The 24840-nt window shown below is 63.6% G+C and carries 13 protein-coding genes; 10 read left to right on the top strand and 3 right to left on the bottom strand.

Annotated features, from left to right (window positions below; all coding sequences use genetic code 11):
• The first annotated feature begins 1 nt into the window (after position 1).
• Genes WAB17_RS13640 through WAB17_RS13630 form a run of 3 tightly spaced genes read left to right on the top strand, consistent with a single transcriptional unit; the run spans position 2 to position 2140 of the window.
• Positions 2 to 976 (top strand): type II secretion system F family protein, encoded by a 975-nt coding sequence (locus tag WAB17_RS13640; RefSeq protein ID WP_435417888.1) that lies wholly within the window; start codon positions 2 to 4, stop codon positions 974 to 976.
• A gap of 2 nt (positions 977 to 978) precedes the next feature.
• Entirely contained in the window at positions 979 to 1683 is a 705-nt protein-coding gene (locus WAB17_RS13635; RefSeq protein ID WP_435417887.1) for a tetratricopeptide repeat protein, read from the top strand.
• 37 nt (positions 1684 to 1720) lie between these two features.
• Positions 1721 to 2140, top strand: a complete 420-nt coding sequence (locus WAB17_RS13630; RefSeq protein ID WP_435417886.1) for a prepilin peptidase — start codon at positions 1721 to 1723, stop codon at positions 2138 to 2140.
• Between the two features lie 15 nt (positions 2141 to 2155).
• Here the strand turns inward: WAB17_RS13630 and WAB17_RS13625 are convergent, their stop codons facing one another.
• The gene (locus WAB17_RS13625) at positions 2156 to 2749 is read right to left on the bottom strand and encodes a hypothetical protein (RefSeq protein ID WP_435417885.1); all 594 of its coding nucleotides are present in this window, start codon (positions 2747 to 2749) and stop codon (positions 2156 to 2158) included.
• 475 nt (positions 2750 to 3224) lie between these two features.
• Between WAB17_RS13625 and WAB17_RS13620 the strand changes: the two genes are divergently transcribed.
• From WAB17_RS13620 to WAB17_RS13595, 6 genes are read left to right on the top strand one after another with little or no spacing between them, the layout of a single operon-like run.
• Positions 3225 to 14168: a DUF5801 repeats-in-toxin domain-containing protein gene (locus tag WAB17_RS13620; protein ID WP_435417884.1), complete on the top strand. Its 10944-nt coding sequence runs from the start codon at positions 3225 to 3227 to the stop codon at positions 14166 to 14168.
• A gap of 33 nt (positions 14169 to 14201) precedes the next feature.
• A complete protein-coding gene (locus WAB17_RS13615; protein WP_435417883.1) occupies positions 14202 to 14921 on the top strand; it encodes an OmpA family protein in 720 nt (239 codons plus the stop codon).
• 18 nt (positions 14922 to 14939) lie between these two features.
• Complete coding sequence (locus tag WAB17_RS13610; RefSeq protein ID WP_435417882.1) at positions 14940 to 16340, top strand: TolC family protein; 1401 nt, start codon at positions 14940 to 14942, stop codon at positions 16338 to 16340.
• Between the two features lie 23 nt (positions 16341 to 16363).
• Positions 16364 to 18508 (top strand): type I secretion system permease/ATPase, encoded by a 2145-nt coding sequence (locus tag WAB17_RS13605; protein WP_435417881.1) that lies wholly within the window; start codon positions 16364 to 16366, stop codon positions 18506 to 18508.
• On the top strand, positions 18505 to 19524 hold the full coding sequence (locus WAB17_RS13600) for a cell wall hydrolase (RefSeq protein WP_435417880.1): 1020 nt from the start codon (positions 18505 to 18507) through the stop codon (positions 19522 to 19524). Before WAB17_RS13605 ends, WAB17_RS13600 begins: the two co-directional genes overlap by 4 nt.
• Complete coding sequence (locus tag WAB17_RS13595) at positions 19521 to 20786, top strand: HlyD family type I secretion periplasmic adaptor subunit (protein WP_435417879.1); 1266 nt, start codon at positions 19521 to 19523, stop codon at positions 20784 to 20786. The genes WAB17_RS13600 and WAB17_RS13595 overlap by 4 nt, the downstream gene beginning before the upstream one ends.
• 15 nt (positions 20787 to 20801) lie before the next feature.
• Here WAB17_RS13595 and WAB17_RS13590 read toward each other — a convergent pair whose 3' ends face one another.
• Together WAB17_RS13590 and acs are read right to left on the bottom strand one after the other, a co-directional pair.
• Positions 20802 to 21752 (bottom strand): transglutaminase-like cysteine peptidase, encoded by a 951-nt coding sequence (locus tag WAB17_RS13590; RefSeq protein WP_435417878.1) that lies wholly within the window; start codon positions 21750 to 21752, stop codon positions 20802 to 20804.
• Positions 21753 to 21819: 67 nt separating this feature from the next.
• The gene (gene acs / locus WAB17_RS13585) at positions 21820 to 23763 is read right to left on the bottom strand and encodes an acetate--CoA ligase (RefSeq protein WP_435417877.1); all 1944 of its coding nucleotides are present in this window, start codon (positions 23761 to 23763) and stop codon (positions 21820 to 21822) included.
• 166 nt (positions 23764 to 23929) lie between these two features.
• Between acs and WAB17_RS13580 the strand changes: the two genes are divergently transcribed.
• Positions 23930 to 24826 carry an ABC transporter ATP-binding protein gene (locus WAB17_RS13580; RefSeq protein WP_435417876.1) on the top strand — a complete coding sequence of 299 codons (897 nt, stop codon included), beginning with the start codon at positions 23930 to 23932 and terminating at the stop codon, positions 24824 to 24826.
• Positions 24827 to 24840 lie beyond the last annotated feature (14 nt).

Here is a 24840-nt window from a genome sequence, read left to right as displayed (position 1 = left end):
CATGATCGATTTTCTCGCAGCAAACGATCTGGCACGCATTTCCTTCCTGATGCTGCTGTTCGCAGTGGTGACCATCGGCATCTACATGGTCAGCCGGACCTATAACCGGCGTGCGGTCGTTCGGTCGGAACTGAAGACGATTGCCGAAACCCATTCGGTACGCGGGGAGCGTATTTCGCTTCAGGAGCGCCGCGACGATGCGTGGTCCAAGATGGCCGATGCGGTCGAGCGGGTGGGCCTCAACCTTGCCGACACCAATCCCGACAAGCTGCGCAAGAAACTGCGGGCTGCCGGCTATGTGTCGCCGTCCGCGCCGCGCGTCTTCACAATGGTGAAGCTGGTTCTCGTTTTTGCCATCCCGCTCGCCTACATCCTTATCCAGGCGTCCGACCCGGAGCCGATGTCGACGTTCCGCCTTCATGGCGTGGGCGGCATGATGGCGCTGGCGGGCCTGATCCTGCCCAATCTTTACATCACCGCCAAGGCCGACAGGCGCCGCGAGGAAATCACCAACGGGTTTCCCGATTGCCTCGACCTGACGCTCGTGTGCGTCGAGGCCGGGCTCGGCCTCGAATCGGCGATGGACCGTGTCGGCCGCGAAATGGTGACGTCGCACCCGCTTGTCGCGCGGCTGCTGTCGGAGGCAACCCTGCAATTGCGCGCCGGCGCCAACCGCGAGGATGCGCTGCGTCGCATGGGCGACCAGAGCGGTGTCGACGAAATCCGCAGTTTCGCGACCCTGCTCATCCAGTCGGACAAGCTCGGCACCAGCGTGGCCGATACGCTGCGCGTCTATGCCAATGAAATGCGCGAGAAACGCAGGCTTCGGGCCGAGGAAAAGGCCTATCGCCTGCCGGTATTGATCTCGATCCCGCTGGTTGTGAACATGCTGCCGGTGATGATCGGGGTGTTGATGATGCCCGGTGTCGTTCGGGTGATCCGGGAACTCATCCCGGCCCTTGGAACAGGAGGATGACGATGAAAAAGCTTCTCGGTCCGGTCACTCTGATGGTGGCGGCTTCAGCCCTCGGCGGGTGCCAGTCGCCGTTCCTGCAAAGCCTCGGACTCGTCAAGAAGACACCGGCGCAAGCCGGCTTCGTCCGCGGAGCCGACAGTGTCGTGGCGCTTGAGGAAGGAAGGGCTTTCCTCCGCGACGGCCAGATTTCCGCAGCCGTTGCGTCCTTCAAGATCGCCCAGATCGATCCAGATACGGCAGCCGATGCCAAGAACGGCCTGGGCGTGGCCTTTGCGAAACTCGGGAGGCTCGACCTTGCCGACCGCTATTTCCGCGAAGCACTGGCGTTGCGTCCGTCCGACGACAGGTTTGCGGCCAACCTGCTTCGCCTGCAACGCGATGTGATGCTGGCGAGAGGCGTTGCCATGGAGCCGGCTCCGGCGTTGGCTGCGGCCGCGCCTGCTGCGTTGGTTGCGGCTGCGGCCGAGCTGCCGCCTGTTTCAGCAGTGCCGGTCAAGGTCGCGAAACGCGAGCGTCGGGCAGAGTACCGTATCGTCACCGGTGCAGGCTCTGCTCCGGCTCCGGCAATCGAGGTCGCTGCGCGCGAAGTGAAGAAGCCGGCACCGGATGCCGCCGCCTCTGCGAGCAAGGACCAGGTAACGGACAAGCCCGCGCAGCCGAAGCAATTGACCCGCCGCGAGGCGAAACCCCTGGAAGTGGCGTTCTGATTTGACTTTACCCGAACCGGCGGTCCTCGTCGCGCTGATGATGATTTTCGTCGGCGCGGCCCTGGCCATTCACGACATTCTGCATCGTAAGCTTCCGAACTGGCTGGTGGCCGTCATGCTGGGGCTTTCGGCTGTCTACGGCGTGCTCACGCTCGGGTGGGCCGGGTTCGCGCTTGCAGCCACACACGGTCTGGTGACGCTTCTCGTGGGTGCCTTACTGTTTCACTGGAAGGTGATCGGAGCAGGCGACGCGAAGTTCTATTCGGCGATCGCGACCAGCGTTCCATGGTCTGGTGCCTTGTCGCTGATATGGTGGACGACCGTCGGTGGCGTGCTGCTCCTGTTCCTGCTGCTCGGGCCCATCGTCGCGCGGCGCCGGAAGAAGCTGGAAGGTTCGTTATCCGTGCCCTTCGGTGTCGCCATTTTCGTGGGCCTGGTGGGGATCGTCACCTTCTAGGCCCGGCGGACCGACTCATCCGCCGCCGAGAACGATGATGTCGCGGTTGGGGTCGTAGCGAAGATCGATCCCTTTTTCCCGCAGAGCCTTGAAGGTAACGAGTCCGCTCGGCGGGAAGCCCGCCAGCTTGGCTGCCTTCTGGTCGTTTCCGTCCACGAGCTTGCGTGCATCGGCAATGTCCATCAGCAAGAGCGATGTCCTGTCGATGACGATATCGACGGCACCGATTTCCCTTGTGCCAGACTGGACTACCTTGCGCACACGTATCGAGCCATCGGTGGCCGCCGCCAGCGCCGCGGAAGAGCCGCTGGTCTGCGGCAGCGAGAAATTAAGCGGAATGAAGGACGAATTGTCGGCCCGTTCAGCCAGCCGAGACTGGCCATCGATCGTGCGTGACACTGTGGGCGCGGCGGGTTCTGTTTCGCCTTCAACCGCTGTTGCGAGCGACGCGCCCTGCTGCTCGCCAAGGACCCTCGATGAAGTATCCTTGTCTGTTAGAACCTGCCCTTTGGGAGGATGGGACAGATCGGAAATGTAGGTTTTGGAAGAAAGGCGCTTAATGCCGTCGGCAATCGATATTGCCACGATGAACAGCACGACAACCGCCAAGTAGCTGCCGGTAACAAGGTTCCACAGCTCCTGCCAGTTATGCCGTCCTGGAAGACTGTCGCCGCTACGAATGATTGCCCCCTCCGTTTCGCTGCTTCGTGATTAGCATCGCTGAGGCGGTGCGGTCCAGCCACTACTTCAACCTCTCTTCGACCGAGTCTTTGGTCCGTAGTGGGTCTGTGCTTGCCAATATGGGACAAATTTGCACCGGTGTGCTGCCGGGAACCCCGTTATTCGTCTGAATCTATTAGATAACTGCGGCTGACGGGCGTGATGGTTAATTCGCTTGAAACCATAAGGAAAAGCCTACAGAACCGTTGCTCGGCCAGTCCGCACGATGCGGGGATAGAGCCGTTAACCCAGGGTCGCTTGCGTAAACTGACGGACTTGGCCTGCTCGAAAACCCGGCTTCGTCTCGTCGCCATGGTCAGCCCGGAAGCGGGCACGCCATTGGTTTGCAAGATGGACCGGGAAGATGGATTTTCACGAACGCAGCGAAGATGAAGCCAACCTCGTGCAGGCGCAGGAAGCGCTTGGCACTCCGGGGACGAACGATGCGGTTCTGTCCGCGGCGGGCAATACGGTCACGTTGCCTGCGGGAAGTGCCATCGAGGCGCTCGAGGTTGACGGGCGTGACCTGATCATCGTCCTGACCGACGGAACCCGCGTCGTCGTTCCCGATGGCGCTGTCTTCGTGCCTCAGATCATCGTCGGCGGCGTCGTCGTGCCGCCGCAGAACGTTGCCCAGTTGCTGACCGGCAACGAGCCGGAGCCGGCGGCAGGGCGCCCGCAAAGCTCGGGCGGAAACTTCGCCGACGACGAGGGGGCAATCCAGGATGCCTTTGACCTCGGCGACCTGCTCCCGTTCACCGATTTCGGTTTTCCCCAAGATAGGGAAGAGGAAATCATTCCCGCCTTCATCGATCGCGATCCCGAAGTCGTTATCGAGACGCCCGACAACCCGGCAGGCGTCACCTCGGCCATTGCCACGGTCGACGAAGAGGGCTTGCCGGAACGTGGGGCTCCGCGTGAACCCAAGGGTACCAACGAGGCAGGTAACGGCGAGACCGCCAGCGGAACGATTGTCTTCAATTCACCCGATGGCCTGTCGGCAATCCTCATCAACGGGGTAGCGATCACGCAGGTGGGGCAAAACTTCACCTCGCCGGTAGGACGTCTGACCATCACGAGCATCAACCTCGCGACTGGCGAAATCGGCTTTACCTACACCCTGCTCGACAACACCATCGGCCAGGACCGCGACGGATTCTTCCAGGTTACCGTGATCGATACCGATGGTGACCAGGCGTCGGCTTCGCTGACAATCAACATCGTCGACGACGGTCCGATTGCGGCCAATGACATCGGCATCGTGCCGGCCGGTTCGCACGCGCCCATCGCCGGGAATGTGCTGGTCAATGACGTCTCGGGCGCTGACAACTTCCCTGCCACGGGCGGTGTCGTCACCTTTGGCCGGAGCGAAGTCTCGGTCGCTGCCGGTGGGTCGGTTCAGGGGCAATATGGCATCCTGACGATCAAGGCGGACGGGTCCTACACTTACACCCGCGGACTCAACACGCCGGGCGGGGTCGAGGAAAGCTTCACCTATACGATTGTCGACCAGGACGGCAGCCGGTCGACCGCAACGCTCGTCATCCGCATTGCGGATGCGCAAAACGCGATCACTTTCGTTCCGGAAACGGGCGACGGAACTGTAGTCGATGAAGGCGGCCTGGGTACGCGGCCCGGTGAAACCGCCGGCACCGGCGAAATTGCCGACAATGATGCCAACAACAATTCGGACAAGACCGAGACGACGGGCTCGACGATCACCTTCAACAGCCCGGACGGTGTCGCCAGCGTTTCGATCAACGGCGTGACCATCACGCCCGGTGCACTGCCGCAAACGATCGTGCAGACCACCGGCGGCACGCTTGTCATCACCAGCTATTCGTACGATCCGGTCACCGGTAACGGCACCATCGGTTACGTGTTCACGCTGGGCGACAATACCGCAGGCGACAGCACCAAGTTCGATTTCACGATCCGCGTTGTCGACCTCGACGGCGATTCCGCTACTGACACCGTGACGATCAATGTCGTCGACGACACGCCAACTGCGGTGGACGATGCTGCGACGCAGGCCGCCGAGAATGCGCCTGTCACGGTCAATGTTTTCGCCAACGACACGCCCGGCGCCGACAATGTGGCGCTCTCTGCGATAGCACCTGTTGCGGGCAGCCTCAGCGGCACGGGTACGCTGGTTTACAACGGCAACGGCACCTTCACCTACACGCCCGGACCTGGCGAGGAAGGTACCGTCACCTTCGACTATTCGATCACTGACGGCGATGGCGATGTAGCCACGGCCACAGTGACGATCAGCCTGCTCGAGGATTCCTTGCCCGAGATCGCTGTCGAGGGCGACGACGATGTGGCCGAGGCCGGCCTTCCTGCGCGCGGCAGCGAAGCGGCGGGGTCGGATGCAGCCAGTGCCAGCGAAACAGCGGTTGGCGCGATTGGCATCGGGACTGGCAATGATGCCGTAGCATCGCTCGTCATCAACGGCGTCAACGTGACCGGCGGCGGCACGGTGACGACAGCCAAGGGCGTCCTGACCGTGACTTTCGCGAATGGAAGCTACGGCTATTCCTACACCCTGACCGACAATACGCTGGTCGACCCTGACAGCGACACCTTCACGCTTGTTGTGACGGACAGCGACGGCGACACGGCGTCGACCTCGCTGGTGATTGCCATCGTCGACGATGTTCCCGATGCTGCGGACGATGCCAACGCCATCGCCGCAGGGCTGTACGGTCCGGTCGGGGGCAATGTTCTCGCAAATGATACGCAAGGGGCGGATTCCGCCAAGGTCACGAGCTATAGCGGTGCCGGCGGGAGCGGAGGTCCGGGCGATGTGGTGCAGGGCCTCTATGGCTTCCTGACGATCGCCGCCGATGGCAGCTACAGCTACACGCGCAATCCCGGCACACCCGGCGGGGTCAGCGACAGCTTCGGCTACACCATCACGGACGGCGATGGCGATACCGCATCTGCATTGCTCGTGATCGCTATCGCGAACTCGGGCACATCGCTTGATCTGCCCGCCCTTGGCGAAGCTGGTACACAGGTTGCAGAGGCCGGGCTTGCCGGTCCGCCGGCAGGCTCGGACGCGGCGTCGGACAGCGAGTTCACCAGCGGCGTGTTCACCTTCACGGCGCCTGACGGGCCTGCAACGGTCACGATCGGCGGCGTCGCCGTCACGGCGGTCGGCCAGACGTTTGTTGGCGCGCATGGTACGTTGACGGTTACCGCGATTGCGGCCGGATCCATCAGCTACATCTACGAGCTGCAGGACAACACCAGCGGCGATGCCACGCAGGACGCCTTCGTCGTCCGCGTGACGGACAAGGATGGCGATTTCAGCCAGGATACGCTCAGGATCGCGATCGTCGACGATCGGCCTTCGGCGGCTGCCGATGTCGATTCCGTCACCGAGGATGGCCCGCTGGTTGCGGACGGGAACGTCCTGACCGGTAGCGGCGGTGCCGATGCAAATGCCACGGACGGAGCAGGCGATGTTCTCGGAGCGGACGGTGCCTCTGTCACCGGCGTTGCGGCCGGCACTCCGGCAGGCCCGGTGGCCGGATCCGTAGGTGCTGGCGTCGCCGGCGACTACGGTTCGCTTACCATCGGTTCGAATGGCGACTACAGCTATGTGCTCGATAATGCGAACGCGCTGGTGCAGGGGCTGGACGGAACCGAGACGCTGACGGATGTCTTCAGCTATACCGTCACCGACGGCGACGGCGACACCACCACCACCACCGTGACCGTCACCATCAACGGGACGGACGATCCGGTCGTCATCACCGGTCTGGACGGCGAGGGCGCGGAAGAGACCCTGTTCGAAAACGACCTGGCCGATGGCTCGTCGCCCGATGCGGCGGCGCTGGTCCAGACGGGTTCGTTCACGATCACCAGCCAGGATGGCCTTGCCACACTCACGGTCGGCGGTGTCGTAGTGTTTTCGGCAAGCGCGACCACGACCTATCCGGTTACCGTTGCGGATCCTGTCTATGGCATCCTCACCATTACCGGCGTGACCTCCACGACTGATGCCAATGGCGACGTCGTGGCTGCCACGGTCAGCTATCGTTATGTCCTCGACGATAATTCGCTGCTTCACACAGGCGGCAACAACGGATCCTTCGTCGACAGCTTCGCCGTTGTCGCAACCGACACCGACGGCTCGACCGACACTGCATCGCTCGATATCCGGATCGTCGACGATGCGCCGACGGCGACGGACAACAGCAATACCGTCACGGAAGGTGGCTCGATAGGCGGCAACCTGCTGTCGGATGACGACGGTGCCGGCATCGATGTCCCTGGTGCGGATGGTTACGGGCTCGGCGGGGCTGTCATTGCCGTCGCCAGCTCCAACCAAGGCACGACGCAAGATACTGTCGATGCCTCGGGCAAGCTTGTTCTCGCCGGCCAGTTCGGCACCCTGACGGTGGATCCCGCCACCGGTGTTTACAGCTACGAATCGAATCCCAATTCGACGAACACCGATGCGCAGGACATCTTTACCTACACAATCATCGACGGCGACGGAGATACCTCGACGGCGACCCTGACCATCGACATCAACAATGTCGCTGGCCAAGTGAGCGACAACGACGTTCTGGTGAACGAGGCCGGGCTTCCTTCAGGCAGCGATGCAAGCTCGAGCAGCGAGGTGGATGCCGACGGCCAGATCACTGTCGCCGGTGCATCCGGGACCCTGGTGTACACGCTCCTGAGCCCTGCAAACGGAACCTATGGCACGCTTGTGCTCGATAGCGCGACGGGGGCCTACACCTATACTCTCGACACGCCCTTCACCGATGCAGTCAACGAAAACGGGGCCAATGTCGTCAACGGGGCCGAGAGCTTCGCCTACGAGGTGCGCGATACGCTCGGCAACCTGATCGGGTCCGGCAGCATTGCCGTCAACATCGTCGATGACATTCCCAATGCCACCGACCAGGCGGCTGTGGTCGTGGCGGAGGATGCGGTCGGCACGATCGGCGGCAATGTCATGCTCGACGGCGTCGATGACACCGAGGGCGCCGACGGCGCCAGCGTCACGGCGATCACCATCGACGGCGTCACAACCGCGGTGCCGCAGAACGGCAGCACGGCCACCGTGGTGACGGCCAAGGGCACCTATACCATCGATCGGGACGGGAACTGGACCTTCGATCCCAATCCCAACCAGAACCAGAGTGGCGGCAATATTTCAGCCGGCTTCACCTACACGCTGACCGACGGGGACGGCGATTTCGACACTGCGGCTCAGCCGATTTTCATCACCGATGGACGCGACCCGTCCGCCGGGCCCGATATCGCGCTGGCTCTCGACGACCAGAACCTTGCCGACGGTTCGTCGCCTGCTGCGCCCGATGGCGATAGCGATACGATTGTCTTTACCCCCGGTTCGGATGCCATCGCGTCGATCGTTTTCGGCGGCACCGCCGGCTTGGGCGGCGGCCTTACCTGGGTGCGTGTCAGCGACAGCCAGATTACAGGTTCGGACGGCGGCAGGCTGGTAGTCACGCTCAACCTGACGCTGGTCGGCAACACGGCGACCGTGACTGCTACCCTCAACGACAATTACGACAGCCATCCGACCATCGATGTCGACGACCTGGTCGACCTCGGCGATGTGGATGTTGTCGCCACCGACATCGACGGGGACGAGGCTCGCTCGACGGTCAGCATCTCGGTTTCCGACGACCTTCCGACCGTTACGGCCGGCACGCCGGTCGCAGGCGCCCTGACGGTTGACGAGAGCGATTTCGCAACTGACGCAGTCGCTGATTTCTCCGGCCTGTTCACGCCGGATTACAACGCCGACAATCCCGGCACCATCGGCGGTTACAGCCTCGGCATCAATGCCGGTGCGACCGGCCTGGTCGACACCGCGAGCGGCCAGGCGGTGGTGCTGGTGAAGAACGGCGCCGTCATCGAAGGTCGGACCGCGGGCAGCAACCTGCTCGTCTTCACGGTGACCGTCGATGCAGCCGGATCGGTCACCCTCGACCAGCAGCGCGCCGTGAAGCACGCCGACACGGCAAACGATAACGAGCCGGTCGGGTTCGCTGCCGCCAACCTCATCACGCTGTCGGCAACAGTCACCGACAGCGACGGCGACACGGCGACCGCCATCGCCAACATCGCCGGCAGCATGACCTTCCTCGACGATGGCCCGGCGCTCAGCAACGTGGCGCTCGGCACGGGCGTCGATGTCGACGAAAGCAATGGCTTCCCGACAAGCGACACGTCTCTGGCTCCGGTGATTTCCTACACGGCGAACTTCGGTGCCGATGGCAACAACGGGACGACGTTCGCCTTGTCGGTGACCAATGCGGCGAGTGGTCTCGCGACAGCGGCGGGCGATTTCCCCATCACGCTCGTCCAGACCAATGCCACCACCATTACCGGTACCTATAACGACGGTACGGGCACCAAGACTGCCTTCACCGTGGTCATCAATGGCGACGGCACGGTCACGCTGACGCAGAACGTGGCGCTGGAGCATCTGGTCGACGGCCCCGAAGGCCCGGCGCATGACGACACGCTCAACCTTGCCGGCAAGATCAGCGCCAACGTGACGATCAAGGACGGGGATAACGATACCGACAGCGCATCCGTGCAGATCGGCGGCGCGCTGGTATTCTACGACGACGGTCCATCCGTGGTGCTGAGCGGGACGAATCCCGACCTGCAGGTATCCGATGCCGCCCTGGCGACTGATGCAACCCTGTCGTTCGCCGGCGCATTCACCTTTGCCGGAGGCAATGACGGTTCGGCCGGGACGAGCTACGCGCTGGCCGTGACCGGCGGCCAGCCGTCAGGCATCGTCGACACGCTGACCGGCAATGCGGTCTTCCTGTTCCTCGAAGCGGGCGTGGTCGTAGGGCGCGAAGGCGCCGATGCTGGCGCTGCGGCGACGGGGGAGAAGGTCTTCACCGTCTCGGTCGATGGCAGCGGCAACGTCAAGCTCGACCAGTTGCGGGCCGTCGATCATTCGGCCTCGACGCTCGACGGCGCCAATGCGACGCTGTCGGCAGACAACCTTGTCCGCCTGACCGCAACGATCACCGACCGCGACGGCGATACCGACAGCGCCACGCTGAATATCGGTAGCGACCTTCTGTTCGCCGACGATGTCCCGACATCCGAGCCGACGCTCGTTGTCTATCTCGACGACGATGCGCTCGGCGGAAATGCGAACGGGCCGGGAGACCAGTCGCCGGATACGCTGAACCTGACCGGCACGCTCGTTGATCCGGCTGAAGGCTTCGGCAACGACGGCGGTACGGTCGCCTTCGACCTCGGCAGCACTCTGCCCGCCGGCTTCCGCCTGGCCGACGATCCGGCAAGCGACGGTGTCCTGATCCAGCAGGAGCAGGGCGCGGGCAACTGGGTCACTGTCGTCACCGTAACGCTCAACGGTGCGACCGGAGCCTACACCGTCAGCCAGCAGAACAATGTCTGGCATATCGACAACGGGCTGGACAACGAAAACGAGGTCACCTTCACGCTCGGCGCGACGCTGACGGATGGCGACAACGATACGGCCACCACTTCGCTGACCATCGTGGTCGACGACGACACGCCAGCGATAAGCGGCGGACAGGTGAGCCGCATCCTGACAGTCGATGAAGACGGTCTTTCCGGAGGTATCGCCAATAACGGAACGAACGACGCTACGGGAGAAGCTCTTGGCGTCACCACTTCGGTAACGGGTGATTTCCTAGCCGGGGCCGACGATCCGCTCACCTACGCCTTCGATACGGCGCTTGCGAACCTGCTGCCTGCCCTGACTTCGGGCGGGGTTGCCGTATCCTATGTCGTGACCGCGAATTCGATCGTCGCGACTGCGGGCACGAAGCCGATCTTCACGGTCACGCTCAATGCGACCACCGGGCAGTTCATCTTCACGCTGCAAGGCCCGGTCGATCACGCCGATGCGAACGATAGCGAGAACGTCACCGACATCGACATCAATTTCGGCCCGCTGATCACGGCCACCGACGTCGATGGCGACACGATCCACAACACCAAGGGCTTCATCATCCGCATCGACGATGACACCCCTCGCGCCAATCCGGACACCGACTCGCTGACCGAAGACGCGGTCAACACGATAGGCAACGTCGTCGAAGGGACCGGCACGGACTCCGGTCTTGCCGGAAAGGACGAGGGTGGTGCCGACGGGCTTGCGAGCCCGGTGGTCAAGGCCATCACCGGTTTCGGCGGTGCAGCGGGCACGCTGGGCGGTAACACCACCGGGGAATGGGGCACGCTCGTCATGAACAGTGACGGCTCCTACACCTACACGCCGAACAACGCCGCCCTGCAGGTCCTCGATACGGGCGAAAGCCGGACCGATACCTTCACATACACGATCGAAGACAAGGATGGCGACGCAGTCAGCACGACGCTCATTATCCGCATCGACGGCGTGAACGATGCGCCTGTGGCCAATCCCGACACGAACTGGACCATCGAGGATGCGGGCGCGCCGATTACCGGCAATGTGCTCGCCAACGTCCTGCATCCGGGCGCGCCGAGCGGCACCTTTGCCGACGTGGCCGATACCGACGTCGATGTGGAGCCGCTGAGCGTCACCACGGTTGGCACCTTCAACGGCACCTACGGTATCCTGACGCTGAACAGCAATGGAACATATAGCTACAGCCTCTACACGCAGGCGCAGAACCCGACGGCGTACAACGCTGTGCAGGCTCTCAATGCCAGCAGCACGCCGCTGGTCGACACGTTCAATTATACCGCTTCGGATGGCTTGGCCTCGAACGGTTCGACTCTGAAGATCAGCATCTTCGGCGCGAACGATGCGCCTATGGTGACCGGCAGCATCACCGCCGTATCCGACGAGGGGCTGACCGGCGGTCTCCCTGACAATGTCGGGACGCCGACCGACACGACCGACAGCTTCGAAGCTTCGGGCAAAATCACCATCACCGACGTCGACAATACGACTTTCGTCGTGAAGCTGGTTGCCCCGACGACGCCCGGCCTCACCTCGGGCGGGCTTCCCGTCACCTGGCAGGCCAGCCCTGACGGCAAGACGCTGGTGGGCAGCACCACCGCGGGGACGGTGCTCCTTGTCGCCATCGACGATGGCGGCAACTGGACGGTGGACCTCGTCCGGCCCATCGACCATTCGAACACATCGGCCGAGGATATCCTGTCCTTCAACATTCCGATCACGGTGTCTGACGGTAGCGCCACGACGCTGGTTCCTGCCGGCATCGCCCTTACGATTGAGGATGACAGACCGGTTGCTGTCTCCGCTGCGGACATGACCGCGACCAACGGCGCAGGGACCTACACCGCGTCGCTCGACACCGACAACGATGTCGACAACAACTTCGGCGGCGACGGCGGCCGGGTGATCTTTACCCAGGCGTCGATCGATGCGCTGGTGGCGCAGAACCTGACTTCGGGGCTTTCGCCGCTGAGCTACCAGATTATCGACAACGGCACGACGCTGGTCGCCGTCAAGCAGGGTACCACCACCGAGGTGTTCCGCCTGACCCTTGATCCGGCCAGCTCGCAGGACAACTATGTGCTGCAAGTTTCGCTGCCGCTCGATGCGACTTCGAACATCAACTTCAACGATGGCACCTACCAGTTCCTTGGCGGCAACACGCCGTGGGCCGGCTTCGTGCCCAACGGGCAGAATCCCTTCGGTCCTGGCGGTGGCACCTATGTCGATGACTTGAGCCAGGATCTCTTGCTCACGCCGTTCAGTCCCAATGGCCGTGGCGATGCGATCAACGGCAATGCCAACTCCGCAGGTGTTACCGGCGGTGGGGGCGGGCAGAACGTGGGAGAGAACGAGGGCATCCGCCTCGATTTCGTCCTCGACCTCGAAAACGACCCTGCCAAGGCTGGAGGTGGCGGAGCCGACTATGACGGTGATCTGACGCAGCGCGACCATAGCTTCGTGGAGCACTACGATGTGAACGGCGCGGTCGTCCGCTTCGGCGATGGCCAGTCGAACACGCTCGCCAGCTTCAAGGCGTTCGTCGTAACCGACGCGCCGGACGACGGGCCGGTGGCCGATCCGGTGCTGGGAACCGGCACGCTGGCGATCGTGAACAAGATCGTCATCGAGTACGATGGCGAGAAGCAGGAAGTCATTTTCGACCCCCTGCAGACCTATCCGATCACGGTGACCGTCGGTAACCCGGGCGGGCTCGCGGACAGGAGCTACACGGTCAACTTCATCAACTCGGGCGGCGGGCGCTATGCGACGGTGCTCGGCATCTACGATGTCAACGTCAAGATCGCGACTTTTGCGACGACCAATTACCAGGCGCTGGAAATCCAGCACCTGAGCGGCGACGATTTTGCGCTGACCGGTTTCGGAACGACCACGATCACTGACGATCCCGTGCCGTTCAGCGTGCCGATTTCGATTGTCGACAATGACGGCGACCTGATCGCTTCCGAGGATATCGACATCGTGCTTAATGCACCTGTCGCTGGGGCTGCGGCGCTGGGCACTCAGGCCATTGCCAGCACCTTGGCGCTGCTCGAAGAAGGATCGCTCAGCGTAGCCTCGGCTAACGACAACGGAAGCGCGCCCGGATCGGGTGCCTTCGCGGCAAGTCTTTCCCAGCAGGAAATGCGGGCTGGCATGCGCGTCGGTGGAACCGGTACGATCGCGGCAATGTCGGGCGCCTTGCTGTTCGATGCACCCTTGGCGGCACAGGGCTGGAACCAGCCCCTCGCACCGGTGGCGGACCTTGCCGACCTGCCCGGCACTTTCGCGGCGCAGGCCGAAGCGGGATGGACACTTACCGACACATCGGCATTCGAGCTGCCTACGCTTGGGCTTGGCAATGATTACCGGTTCGACGGCAATGCCATGTCCACAACGACCAGGAGCGGCGAAGGCGACGACGGACGCAGCACCGGCATCCAGCAGCTGCTCGACGTGCAGCCGGACACCTACGAAGCGATGGCAGAGTTGGGGGCAGGGCCGGGCGATGTATCGGCATTCTCGTTCGGCCAGGGCAACACCTTGGCGGTCGACCAGGCCATGGACGCCCTGTTGGCGCTCGGCGGGACACCCGATGGCGCGCCGTCCATGCTGGCAGCGGAACCCGCCGTCAGTGTGCTGGCCGAAATCGCTGCCGAGGCCGCGCTCGACGCGGTCCTCGACAAAATGATCCAGCCGGTCGGCAATGGCGAATGGGTCATCGGCGGCGAGCCGCTTCACGCCGGCCTGCTCGATCAGCAGCTCGTCAACGAAAGTCCGCGTTTCGCAGCGGGGCCGCTCGATCTCGATCACCTCGATGCCGCTGCCGTTGCGGCCAGCCAATCGTAATTGCCGGAGCAGATCTTCCGAAGGGGGTAGGACATGAAGAAAAGGTACATGCTCATCGCATCGGCCGCCATTTTGGCGGCCGTGCCAGTTGGGGTTTCGGCGCAGGAATCGGCGTCCGATCTCGCCTCGACTGACCGGGACACCCTGCGTAATGCGCTCCAGATGCGGTATGACGCCGCGCTCGCGGCAACGCTCGATGACCAGGTCATCTCCGCCAACGATGCCCGCTATACCTGGGCTTCCGAAGCCAAGGTCCAGTGCGCAATTGCGCTCGGATATCTAAAGTCCAATACCCGCGACGAAGTCAGCATTTCCAAGTGTGGTTACGCCTACGACCAGATGAACCGCCGCCGCATGGCGCCCGCTCGCCCTGTGCCGCAGCCGGTCCAGCCGATCGAGCGGCCGGCCCTGTGCGACAACCCTGCGCCCGGCATCATCTTCTTCGAATTCGATTCCGATGTGCCGGGCGCCGATGCGGCCCAGACTATCCGCATCGTCGCAGCCAATGCCGAACCTTGCGGCTGGCGTTCGTTCAAGGTCGTGGGACACACCGACAAGTCGGGCAGCGATGCCTATAACGACGGCCTTTCCCGCCGCCGTGCCGATGCGGTTGCATCCCTGATGGCAAGCCTCGGCATCGATCGCAGCCGCCTCGATGTCAGCTCTCAGGGTGAAGCAAACCCCCGGGTTCCGACCGAGGACGGGGTTCGCAATCCGCAAAACCGCCGGGTCGAAATCACGGTTTCGCAGTAAGGATCGAGAGGAGTTCCCATGCGCAATTTCATTCTTCCCGTCGCTGCGGCAGTGCTTCTCGCCGGGGTATCGCCGATGGCAATGGCTCAGGAAGCCACTGATACCGTCACCATGCAGGAAGCGATCGATGTCGCAGTCCGGACCAACCCGGAAATCCTGCAGGCCCAATACAACAAGGAAGGCATAGAGTTCGAACGACGGCAGGCCCAGGGCCTCTATGCACCGCGGCTCGATATCGAGGCTTCGGCAGGTATCCGTCGGCTCGAAAACACGACCCGCCGCAATCTCGGCATTGCCGATAACGAACTCTATCCCATCGAGGCTGGTGTCTCCGCCGAATGGACCATGCTCGATTTCGGGCGGCGCAAGGGCGAACTGCTGCGGCAGGCGGCCCGCGTCGACGGGGCCTCGCTCCGCATCGTCGAACGGTCCGAATTTGTCGCCCTGCAGGTTTCGCGGCAATATCTCGACCTGCTGCTGCAACAGCGTATCGTCGCTGCTGCAGAGGACAATCGCCGATTCCACGAGCTGCTCGTCAGCGACCTCGGCAAGGGCGTCGACGAAGGCTCGATCAGCGTAGCCGACCGGCAGCAGGCCGAAGAACGGCTGCAGGCATCGCGCGTGCGCGAGGAAGAAGCGCGCAAGGCGCTAGAAGATGCACGCATCAGCCTGCGCAGCCTGACCGGGCTCGATATCGACGGTGTCGTCCTGCCGCCTGACCTCGCTGTGGCCGTCCCGCCTAGCCTCGACCAGGCGATCGGCATGGCCCGTTTGCGCAATCCGCTGGTGCGCGAGGCCCAGGCCGACGTCGATGCGGCCAATGCGCTGGTGAAGAAGGCGACCGGCGACCTCTACCCGACTGTCGGGCTGGAACTACGCGGCCGCGTGGGTGAGGATATCGATGGCTTCGCGGGCGAAACCAACGACGTGCAGGGCCGGGTGGTTCTGCGCTGGAACGTTTTCGATGGCGGCATCAATCGTGCGCGCCTGCAGGAAACGATCCGGCAGGCTTCCATCGCCCGTTACGCCTTGCACGCCAGGCAGCGCGAGGCCGAAGAGGATGTCCGCGCCGCGTGGAACGCTCTCGATTCGCAGCGCCGCGTGACCACCGCCCTCGATCGCCAGTCGAGCGTCTCCGACGACCTGCTGCTGTCCTACCGCAGCCAGTTCAATATCGGACGCCGCTCGCTGCTGGACGTGCTTGATGCGCAGAATACGCGCTTCAATACGCAGGTTCGTCTGGAAACCTCCCGCTTTTCGGAAACCTTTGCGCGGTACCAGATCCTGGCTGCGACCAATAACTTCCTCGACGCGCTCAGCATTGGCCCAGGGGAGGGTTCGGGCTCGGCGGAACGCGAGCGGTTCGATTACGGACCGCCCGTGCCCGCCGAGGCGCAGCGTCGGGTTTACCCGAAGTAGTTCGGTTCAGGAGATTGGCGGAAGTGTCGCGTCCCGAAGACCATCTTGCAGGCAGCGAAATCGACAGCCTTTCGGGCTGCATCGGTGAAATTGCCCGACGGTATGGGCGCGGCGCTGCCGCCACTGCGTTGGCCCAGCTTCCCCGTCACGTCGACGGGCGGTTGCCGGCGCACCAGGCCGAGGCTGCGCTCGAGCTTGCCGGGGTAGGTTTCGAACCCGTCAGGCGGCGCAGCCTGTCGCGCTCCACTTCCGACTATCCTGCCTTGATCGAACTGGCAGACGAGCGCTTCGTCGTTATCGCCGAACTGCGGGAGAACGAGGCACTGGTCTGGGAACCGGCCACCGGACAGGAACACTGGCGGCCGGTTTCGGATATCGCCCGCGATTACGCCGGCCGTATGTTCCTGGTGTTCGGCAATCCGGACCTGCAGCGCGCCGAAGAGGCACCCTGGCATGCCAAGGGAAGGGGCCACTGGTTCTGGAGCGAACTGCGCAAGGAACGGCAGGCGTTCTGGCCGGTGCTGTTGGCATCGCTGGTGATCAACCTGCTGGCCGTTGCGCTGCCACTCTTCACGATGAACGTTTACGACAGGGTCATACCGAACCGCGCCACCGAAACGCTGTGGGTGCTCGGCGTCGGGGTCGTAATTGCTTTCGCCCTGGAATTCGCGCTGCGTCGCAGTCGGACCGCCGTGCTCGACCAGGTCACCAGGCGACTCGATCTGAAACTCTCGCAAAAGATTTTCGGCCGGTTGCTGGCGACTCCGCTGAACGAGCGCAAGGGCCATACCGGCTCGCTGGCCGCTCGCGTGTCAGAATACGCCATCGTGCGCGATTTCTTCGTGTCCACCACGGTCGTTCTGCTGATCGACGTCCTGTTCCTCTTCGTCTTTGTCGCTGTGATCGCGATCATCGGGGGCTGGCTCGCGCTGGTGCCGCTTGTGATTATCCTGGCGATGTTTGCGGCAGGGTACGTACTGCAGCGCAAGGTCAGCACTGCGGCACAGGACGCACAGGCGGATTACGGATTGCAGCAGACCCTGCTGGTCGAGTCCCTCGCCGGTGCCGAGACATTGAAGGCGATGGGGGGCGAGGGCGGCATCCTCGGTCGCTGGCATCGCTTGGCCGATGCCGGGGCGCATTCGCAGGAACGCCTGCGCAACATCAATTCTGTCGCCGTCGGTCTTGCCCAGACCTTCCAGCAGCTTTCGACGGTCGCACTCATTATCGGGGGCTACTACCTCTTTGCCGCCGGTGAGATCTCGATGGGGGCTATCATCGCCATCGTCATGCTCGCTTCGCGGTCGCTGGCACCGGCCGGGCAGATTGCATTCGTCCTGACCCGGGGCCGGCAGGCGCAGGAAATGCTTGCGAGCATCGAACGCCTGTTCGAAGCGAGCGACGAAAGGCATCGCGGCGGGTCTCTGGCCCCTTCGGCGATCAGCAAGCCGACCATCCGTTTCGAGAATGTCCGATTTGCCTATCCCGAGGCACAGCAGGCAGCGATCGACGGCATCAACCTGACGATTGCGCCGGGCGAAAAGGTGGCGCTGGTGGGGCGCGTCGCTTCCGGAAAGTCGACCTTGGGTCGGCTGATGTGCGGGCTCTACCAGCCGACAGAGGGGACGGTGCTGGTAGGCGGGCTCGATGCCGGCCAATACCGTCCTGACCAGTTGCGCGGTGCGCTGCGCTTTGTGGGTCAGGATGCCGCATTGTTTTCGGGAACGATCCGCGACAATCTGTCGCTCGGCCGACCCGAGGCGACCGACGACCGAATTCTTGCATCCTTGCAGAAGACCGGCGCGGACCGTTTCCTCGTCCAGGACGGCGGCGGGTTCGATCGCGCCGTCGGCGAGGGCGGGCGCAAGCTTTCAGGCGGGCAGCGAGCCTTCCTCTCGCTGGCGCGTGCGATGGTCACGCCGTGCGAATTGCTGTTTCTCGACGAACCCACCGGCGCGATGGACAGTCAGACCGAACGGCATTTCGTCGAACACCTCGGGGCATCAATGCTCCCCGGCCAGACCCTGGTGATCGCCACCCATCGCCCGGCCCTGTTTTCCCTTTGCGATCGCATTGTGGTCCTGTCGCAAGGCAAGATCGTCACCGACGGCCCCGTTCGTGACGTGCTCGCTTCTGCCGGATCGGGACTGGAAGGACTTGTCCGATGATTGGCCTGCCCACATTTTCGTTACGCACGCTGGCAATGCTGCCCATCATGGCGTTTGCCGCGGCCCCCAGCTGGCCCACGGTCGAGGCGGCGGGGGAAATGTCCAGCGTTGGCATCGCCCGTGAAATGCAGTCTGCCCTTTCCGGCATGTCGACCGGAGACGCGCAGGAACTGCTTGTGGCGGGGACCGACGCGCAATCGCGCAACAAGCTCATCCCGGTCGTGGGCGGCAACTTCGCCTATCTTTCGGCCTACAGCCCGATGGGGCAGCAGTCGACGCAATACGGCATGGCGCTGCGCTGTCTGACGCAGGCGATATATTACGAAGCGGCCAACGAGCCCGAAGACGGCAAGAAGGCCGTCGCTCAGGTCGTCATGAACCGGATGCGCCACCCGGCCTATCCCGACTCCGTTTGCGGGGTGGTGTACCAGGGTGCCAATGCGCGGGTGTGCCAGTTCAGCTTCACCTGCGACGGGGCCCTGCTCAGGCGCCCGATGCAGCGCCAGTGGGACGAATCGGCCCGGATCGCCAGGCTGGCCCTGGCAGGCGAACAGTTCACGCCGGTCGGAACCGCGACCCACTACCATGCCGATTATGTCCTGCCCAAATGGGCGTTCACGCTGGAAAAGCTGAAGGTCATCGGCGCGCATATCTTCTACCGTTTCCCCGGTCGTGGCGGCAGCACCGCGGCCTTTACCGATCTCTGGTCGCGCAGCGAGGCCATCCCGCAGCTCGACTGGGAACGGCTGGCACGGGCGCAGGAACTTGATGCCGTGCCCGAAATGGTGGAGCCGGTCGAAACCTTCGTGCCCGGCCTGACGGTGACGGCGCATCCGAGCGACCGCCATGCCAGTGCCGACGTTGGTGGAAGGCTCGATACCACGAAACAATGGCGCCTCAGCATTCCCGACCCTGTCGCGACGAAATCGCGCTATGATGCAGCGGTGGCCGAGCAGGCGGGATCGATGACAGCAGACATGGTCGCGGACACAGAGGCGAGGGAGCCCACTGAATGAATTTGGCACGATGGTGGCAGCGGCTTGATGCTCCTCGGCGGTTGATTGTTGTTTCGGCGGCCGGACTTGCAATCTTGCTGGTCTGGGCCGCCTTTGCCCAGGTCGACAGCGTCACTCGCGGAACCGGCCGGGTCATTCCGTCGAGCAAGGCACAGCTGGTGCAGCCCGCCGAACCTGCGGTGGTCGAGGAAATCCTTGTCCGCAGCGGACAATCGGTTCGCAAGGGACAGCTTCTGGTGCGGCTCGACGATGCCCAGTCGTCGTCCGAACTCGGCCAGCTCGAGACAGAGAACCAGCGCCTTGCCGTGCGCGCCCAGCGTCTCGAGCAGGAAGCGTCCGGCGGGGCGCTCGGCTGCGCACCGGGCACGGTATGCGCCGACGAACGCCGCCTGCAGCAGGCCCGCGTTTCCACGGCGAGGGCGCGCGAGAGTTCCCTTGCGGCAGCAGTGGAGCAGCGCCGGCGCGACCAGCAGGAAGCAGCCGCCACCGTTGCCTCGCTGCGGGACAGCGTGCGCCTCGCGCGGGAACAGGTTCAGATGCTGGAGCCGATGGCGGCGCAGGGTATCGTTCCCAAGACCGAGCTGCTGACCGCGCAGCGCGATCTCGTCGATGTGCAGGGCAGGTTGTCGGCAGCCCAGCAGGCGGCCGCGCGTGCCGGGGCAGCCATCAGCCAGGCGCAGGCCGATCTCAGCTCTGCGCGGCTCGAGTTTCGTCAACAGGCTCTCGATGAACGGTCGGAAGTCACGACACGCATGGCAGTGAACGAGCAGACCATCCGCGGTGCCGAAGCGCGCCAGCTGCGCAACGAATTGCGTGCGCCGAGCGACGGTGTGGTCAACGACGTGCAGGTGACCACGGAGGGCGGCTTCGTCAATGCCGGCGAGAAGATCATGCAGATCGTTCCGGTTGGCGACAGATTGCTGGTGGAGGCCCGCGTCGCACCGAGCGATATCGCCTTCATCAAGGTCGGCGATCCGGCAGTGGTAAAGGTCACGGCCTATGATTTCTCGATCTACGGCGGGTTGCAGGGCACGGTCCAGCAGGTTTCGGCCGACAGCATTTTCGACGAGGTCGAGCGCGAAGCCTATTACACAGTGCTGATCGAAACGCGCCGGTCCTACATCAGTCGGGCTGGCCAGTCGTTCCCGATCGTCCCGGGCATGATCTGCGACGTAGAAGTGATTACCGGCAGCCGCAGTATTCTGAGCTACCTGTTCAAGCCGGTGCTGAAAGCGTTCGACCGGGCGATGACGGAGCGCTGAGCCAGCGCTCCTGCACTAGTATCCGTGCATCCACGCTGTCCGGTTGCTGAAGCTCAGCACCGGCGCGTAATCGTGATTGACCCCTGCATCGAGCAGCTCGCTGGTCGTATTGTCGAGTACCACGAAGCGCCCGCCGACTCGCACGACAAGCAGGGCATGGTCGGCATTGCGGACCCGGTCGCGGGCGATAGTGAGGAACATGTCGTCGCGGGAAAAACCGGCGGCGGCGAGCAGCTGCATCTTGGTGATGGCGATATCTTCGCAATCGCCCTTGCCGAGCTGCATCGTCCGGCGCCCGCCGGCCCAGAAGTCGGCCTTGCCGAAAAGATCGCGGTCCTCGACGAAGGTGATGGCGGTGTTGACCCAGGCGTTGACGCGCTCGACCGTCGCGATGTCGACGGCGGCGCCAGTGCCGACTACCCGTCGCATGGAGAGGGTCGGTCGCTCGGATCGCACGCGGCGCCAGTCGGCATCGAAGCCGGTCTTGCCGATACGGGTTCTTTTCGAGGCGAGGAAATCTTCCGGCGAGGCGCCGGGCAAGGGTTTCGGAAGGACGGCCAGCCGCCCCGGTTTGTTGCGCGACAGGCACGACTGGGCAATCTCGCGCAAACCGCCCGCACCGGGCTGCAGGGTCACAGCCGCGACCTGCGGCGCCACGGCCACCGTGACGACCTCAGGCTGTTGCTGGGCGAGACGCATCCGGTCGAGCGCGCTCATCTCGCCGCCAAGTATCGCTGCCCGCTTTCCGACCTGACCAGACAGGAGCGTGGACGGGACGACATCAGCCGCAGCCTGCGTGCCGATGGTCGAACAGCTCGTTTCCACGACCAGTGCCAGGGCAGCCGGGCTGGAACTCAGCAGGAACTGCCCTGCGTGGACCGGAGTTGCGCCGGCCAATGCAAGCCCGGCGCAGCCAGCGGCGAGGGTGGTCGAACGCGACAGGATGGAAGGCGCATGGAATGCCATGGCATCCCATTGCCACCCAACCTCGAAACGGACGGTTTCGGGTTTGGGTTAACGCAGGTGAAGGGTTTCAGCGGTTGCGCCGACCTGCCACGAGGCTTTCGACCACGCCCGGATCCGCCAGCGTCGATGTGTCACCCAGCGAGCCGAAGTCGTTCTCCCCGATCTTTCGCAGGATGCGGCGCATGATCTTGCCGCTGCGGGTCTTGGGCAAAGCTGGCGTGAACTGGATATGGTCGGGCGTTGCAATTGGGCCGATTTCCTTGCGGACCCATTGGCGGAGTTCGGTGGCGAGGTCGTCGCTGTCCCGTTCGCCTTCCATCAGGGTCACGAAGCAGTAGATGCCCTGTCCCTTGATGTCGTGCGGGAATCCGACAACCGCCGCCTCGCTGACCTTGGGGTGGAGCACCAACGCGCTTTCGACTTCGGCCGTGCCCATGCGGTGGCCGCTGACGTTGATCACATCGTCCACCCGCCCGGTGATCCAGTAGTAACCGTCCGCATCGCGGCGGCAGCCATCACCGGTGAAGTACTTGCCCTTGTAAGTACTGAAATAGGTCTGCACGAACCGGTCGTGGTCGCCATAGACCGTGCGCGCCTGGCCAGGCCAGCTGCGGGTGATGCACAGATTGCCGCTGGTCGCGCCGTCAAGCACGCCGCCCTCATTGTCGACCAGCTGGGGGCAAACGCCGAAGAACGGCTTGCCCGCACTACCCGGTTTCATGTCGTGCGCGCCGGGCAGGGTGGTGATCATGCAGCCGCCGGTTTCGGTCTGCCACCAGGTGTCGATGATCGGCACCGCGCCCCTGCCGACGGTGTCGTGGTACCAGCGCCATGCCTCCGGGTTGATCGGCTCGCCGACGCTACCGAGCAGGCGAATCGAGGAGAGATCGTGTTTGGTCACATGCCCATCGCCCTCGCGCATCAGCGCGCGGATGGCAGTGGGGGCGGTGTAGAAGATGTTGACCTTGTGCTTCTCGCACACCGCCCAGAACCGATCGTGGTCGGGATAGTTGGGCACGCCTTCGAACATCAGCGCCGTCGCCCCGTTCTGCAGCGGGCCATAGACAATGTAGCTATGGCCGGTGACCCAGCCGATATCGGCGGTGCACCAGAATACTTCGCCAGGGCGATAGTCGAAAATGTAGCGGAAAGTCGTCTCGGTCCAAACGGCATAGCCGCCGGTGGTGTGGAGGACGCCCTTGGGCTTGCCGGTGGAACCACTTGTATAGAGGATAAAGAGCGGATCCTCGGCGTTCATCGGCTCGCACGGGCATTCCTCGGGAACGCCTTCGGACAGCTCGTGATACCAGTGGTCGCGGCCTTCGGTCATGGCAACATCGCCGCCGGTGTGGCGCAGCACCAGTACGCCCTTGGCGCTGACTTTCTCCAGCGCGGCATCGACATTGGCCTTGAGCGGGATCTTCTTGGAGCCGCGCAGGCCTTCGTCCGCTGTGACGATCCAGTCGCTTTTGCAATCCTCGACCCGGCCGGCGATGGCATCTGGCGAGAAGCCGCCGAAGATGACCGAATGGATCGCCCCGATGCGGGCGCAGGCGAGCATTGCCATCGCGCCTTCGGGCACCATCGGCATGTAGATCGTGACCCGGTCACCCTTCTTCACGCCCAGTTTCTTGAGCGTGCCCGCCATGCGGATGACCTCGCGCTGGAGATCGGCATAGGTCAGGGTACGCACTTCGCCTTCGGGAGAGTCCGGTTCGAAGATCAGCGCAACGGTGTCACCTTTGCCGGCGGCGAAATGCCGGTCGACCGCGTTATGACAGATGTTGAGCGTGCCGTCCTCGAACCACTTGATGCTGACCGGGTCGTAGCTCCAGTTGGCGATTGTCGTCGGCGGGGTGAACCAGTCGAGCCGCTTCGCTTGCTCGGCCCAGAAACCATCGCTGTCCTCGATCGAGCGGGCATACATCGCCGCATACTGTTCGGCGGTGCAATTGGTGCCATGCCCGGCACTGGCGGGGCGACGGACCCATTCGTCGTCATGACTGCTCATCGATGTTCTCCCCGGCGATGCGTTTCGTCGGTCGATAGCGGCAATTTGCCTGCCCTGTGAAGCCCTCCGTCGGGGCCGCTCATACGCTTGGCGATAAGACGGCCCGCTCGCTTTACTTGGGCTCGGCCCGTCAATAGCTTCCCGGGCTTCAGGGAGGATCGGGTTGATGCTGGAATTGCAGAACGTCACGCATGTGTATTCGAACGGCACGCGCGCGCTCGACGATGTCACCTTGACGATTCCAAAGGGGATGTTCGGGCTGCTGGGGCCGAACGGCGCGGGCAAGTCCACCCTTATGCGAACTGTCGCAACCCTTCAGACGCCGACCTCCGGCAGGATCACGTTCGACGGGCTCGACATCCTGCAGCAACCGGAGGAGTTGCGCAAAAGGCTTGGCTACCTGCCGCAGGATTTCGGCGTGTATCCGCGCGTCTCGGCCTACGACCTGCTCGACCACATGGCGGTGCTGAAGGGCATCGCAGCCAAGGGTGAACGCCGGGATACGGTCGAAACCCTGCTGTCGCAGGTCAACCTTTGGGACGTCCGCAAGAAAGCGGTGGCAGGCTATTCGGGCGGGATGCGCCAGCGCTTCGGCATCGCGCAGGCGCTGATCGGCAATCCGGATCTCATCATCGTCGACGAACCGACCGCCGGGCTCGATCCCGAAGAACGCAACCGGTTCCTCAACCTGCTGGCCGAGATCGGCGAGAATGTCGTGGTGATCCTCTCGACCCATATCGTCGAGGACGTCGCCGACCTGTGCCCGCGCATGGCGGTGATCGTTCGCGGCAAGATCCAGCTCGAAGGCGCCCCCAGGGAACTGATCGAGCGGTCTCGCGGCAGCATCTGGGCGAAAACGATCGAACGCGGCTCGCTGGAAGAATACCGCGCGCGGTACGAGGTTATCTCCACCCGGCTGTTTGCGGGCGAGACGATTGTCCATGTGCTCGCGCCGACTGATCCGGGCAATGGTTTCAGCCCCGTCGATGGCGGGTTGGAGGATGTCTATTTCTCGACCCTGGCCACGACCCGCCGCACTCCCGCCGCCGCCGAAGCGGCGTAAGGGGAGGGCGGACC

It is taken from the genome of Parerythrobacter aurantius, from assembly GCF_045291475.1.
Taxonomy (GTDB): Bacteria; Pseudomonadota; Alphaproteobacteria; order Sphingomonadales; family Sphingomonadaceae; genus Parerythrobacter; species Parerythrobacter aurantius.
Note: the sequence above shows the minus strand (reverse complement) of the source record. Positions and strands in the feature narration are given on the sequence as shown.

Excerpts from the sequence above, each read along its gene's own strand:
- WAB17_RS13595 (WP_435417879.1), top strand. The coding sequence starts at position 19,521 with ATGAATTTGGCACGATGGTGGCAGCGGCTTGATGCTCCTCGGCGGTTG.
- WAB17_RS13640 (WP_435417888.1), top strand. The coding sequence starts at position 2 with ATGATCGATTTTCTCGCAGCAAACGATCTGGCACGCATTTCCTTCCTG.
- acs (WP_435417877.1), bottom strand. The coding sequence starts at position 23,763 with ATGAGCAGTCATGACGACGAATGGGTCCGTCGCCCCGCCAGTGCCGGG.
- WAB17_RS13620 (WP_435417884.1), top strand. The coding sequence starts at position 3,225 with ATGGATTTTCACGAACGCAGCGAAGATGAAGCCAACCTCGTGCAGGCG.
- WAB17_RS13590 (WP_435417878.1), bottom strand. The coding sequence starts at position 21,752 with ATGGCATTCCATGCGCCTTCCATCCTGTCGCGTTCGACCACCCTCGCC.
- WAB17_RS13580 (WP_435417876.1), top strand. The coding sequence starts at position 23,930 with ATGCTGGAATTGCAGAACGTCACGCATGTGTATTCGAACGGCACGCGC.
- WAB17_RS13610 (WP_435417882.1), top strand. The coding sequence starts at position 14,940 with ATGCGCAATTTCATTCTTCCCGTCGCTGCGGCAGTGCTTCTCGCCGGG.
- WAB17_RS13600 (WP_435417880.1), top strand. The coding sequence starts at position 18,505 with ATGATTGGCCTGCCCACATTTTCGTTACGCACGCTGGCAATGCTGCCC.
- WAB17_RS13615 (WP_435417883.1), top strand. The coding sequence starts at position 14,202 with ATGAAGAAAAGGTACATGCTCATCGCATCGGCCGCCATTTTGGCGGCC.
- WAB17_RS13635 (WP_435417887.1), top strand. The coding sequence starts at position 979 with ATGAAAAAGCTTCTCGGTCCGGTCACTCTGATGGTGGCGGCTTCAGCC.
- WAB17_RS13630 (WP_435417886.1), top strand. The coding sequence starts at position 1,721 with ATGATGATTTTCGTCGGCGCGGCCCTGGCCATTCACGACATTCTGCAT.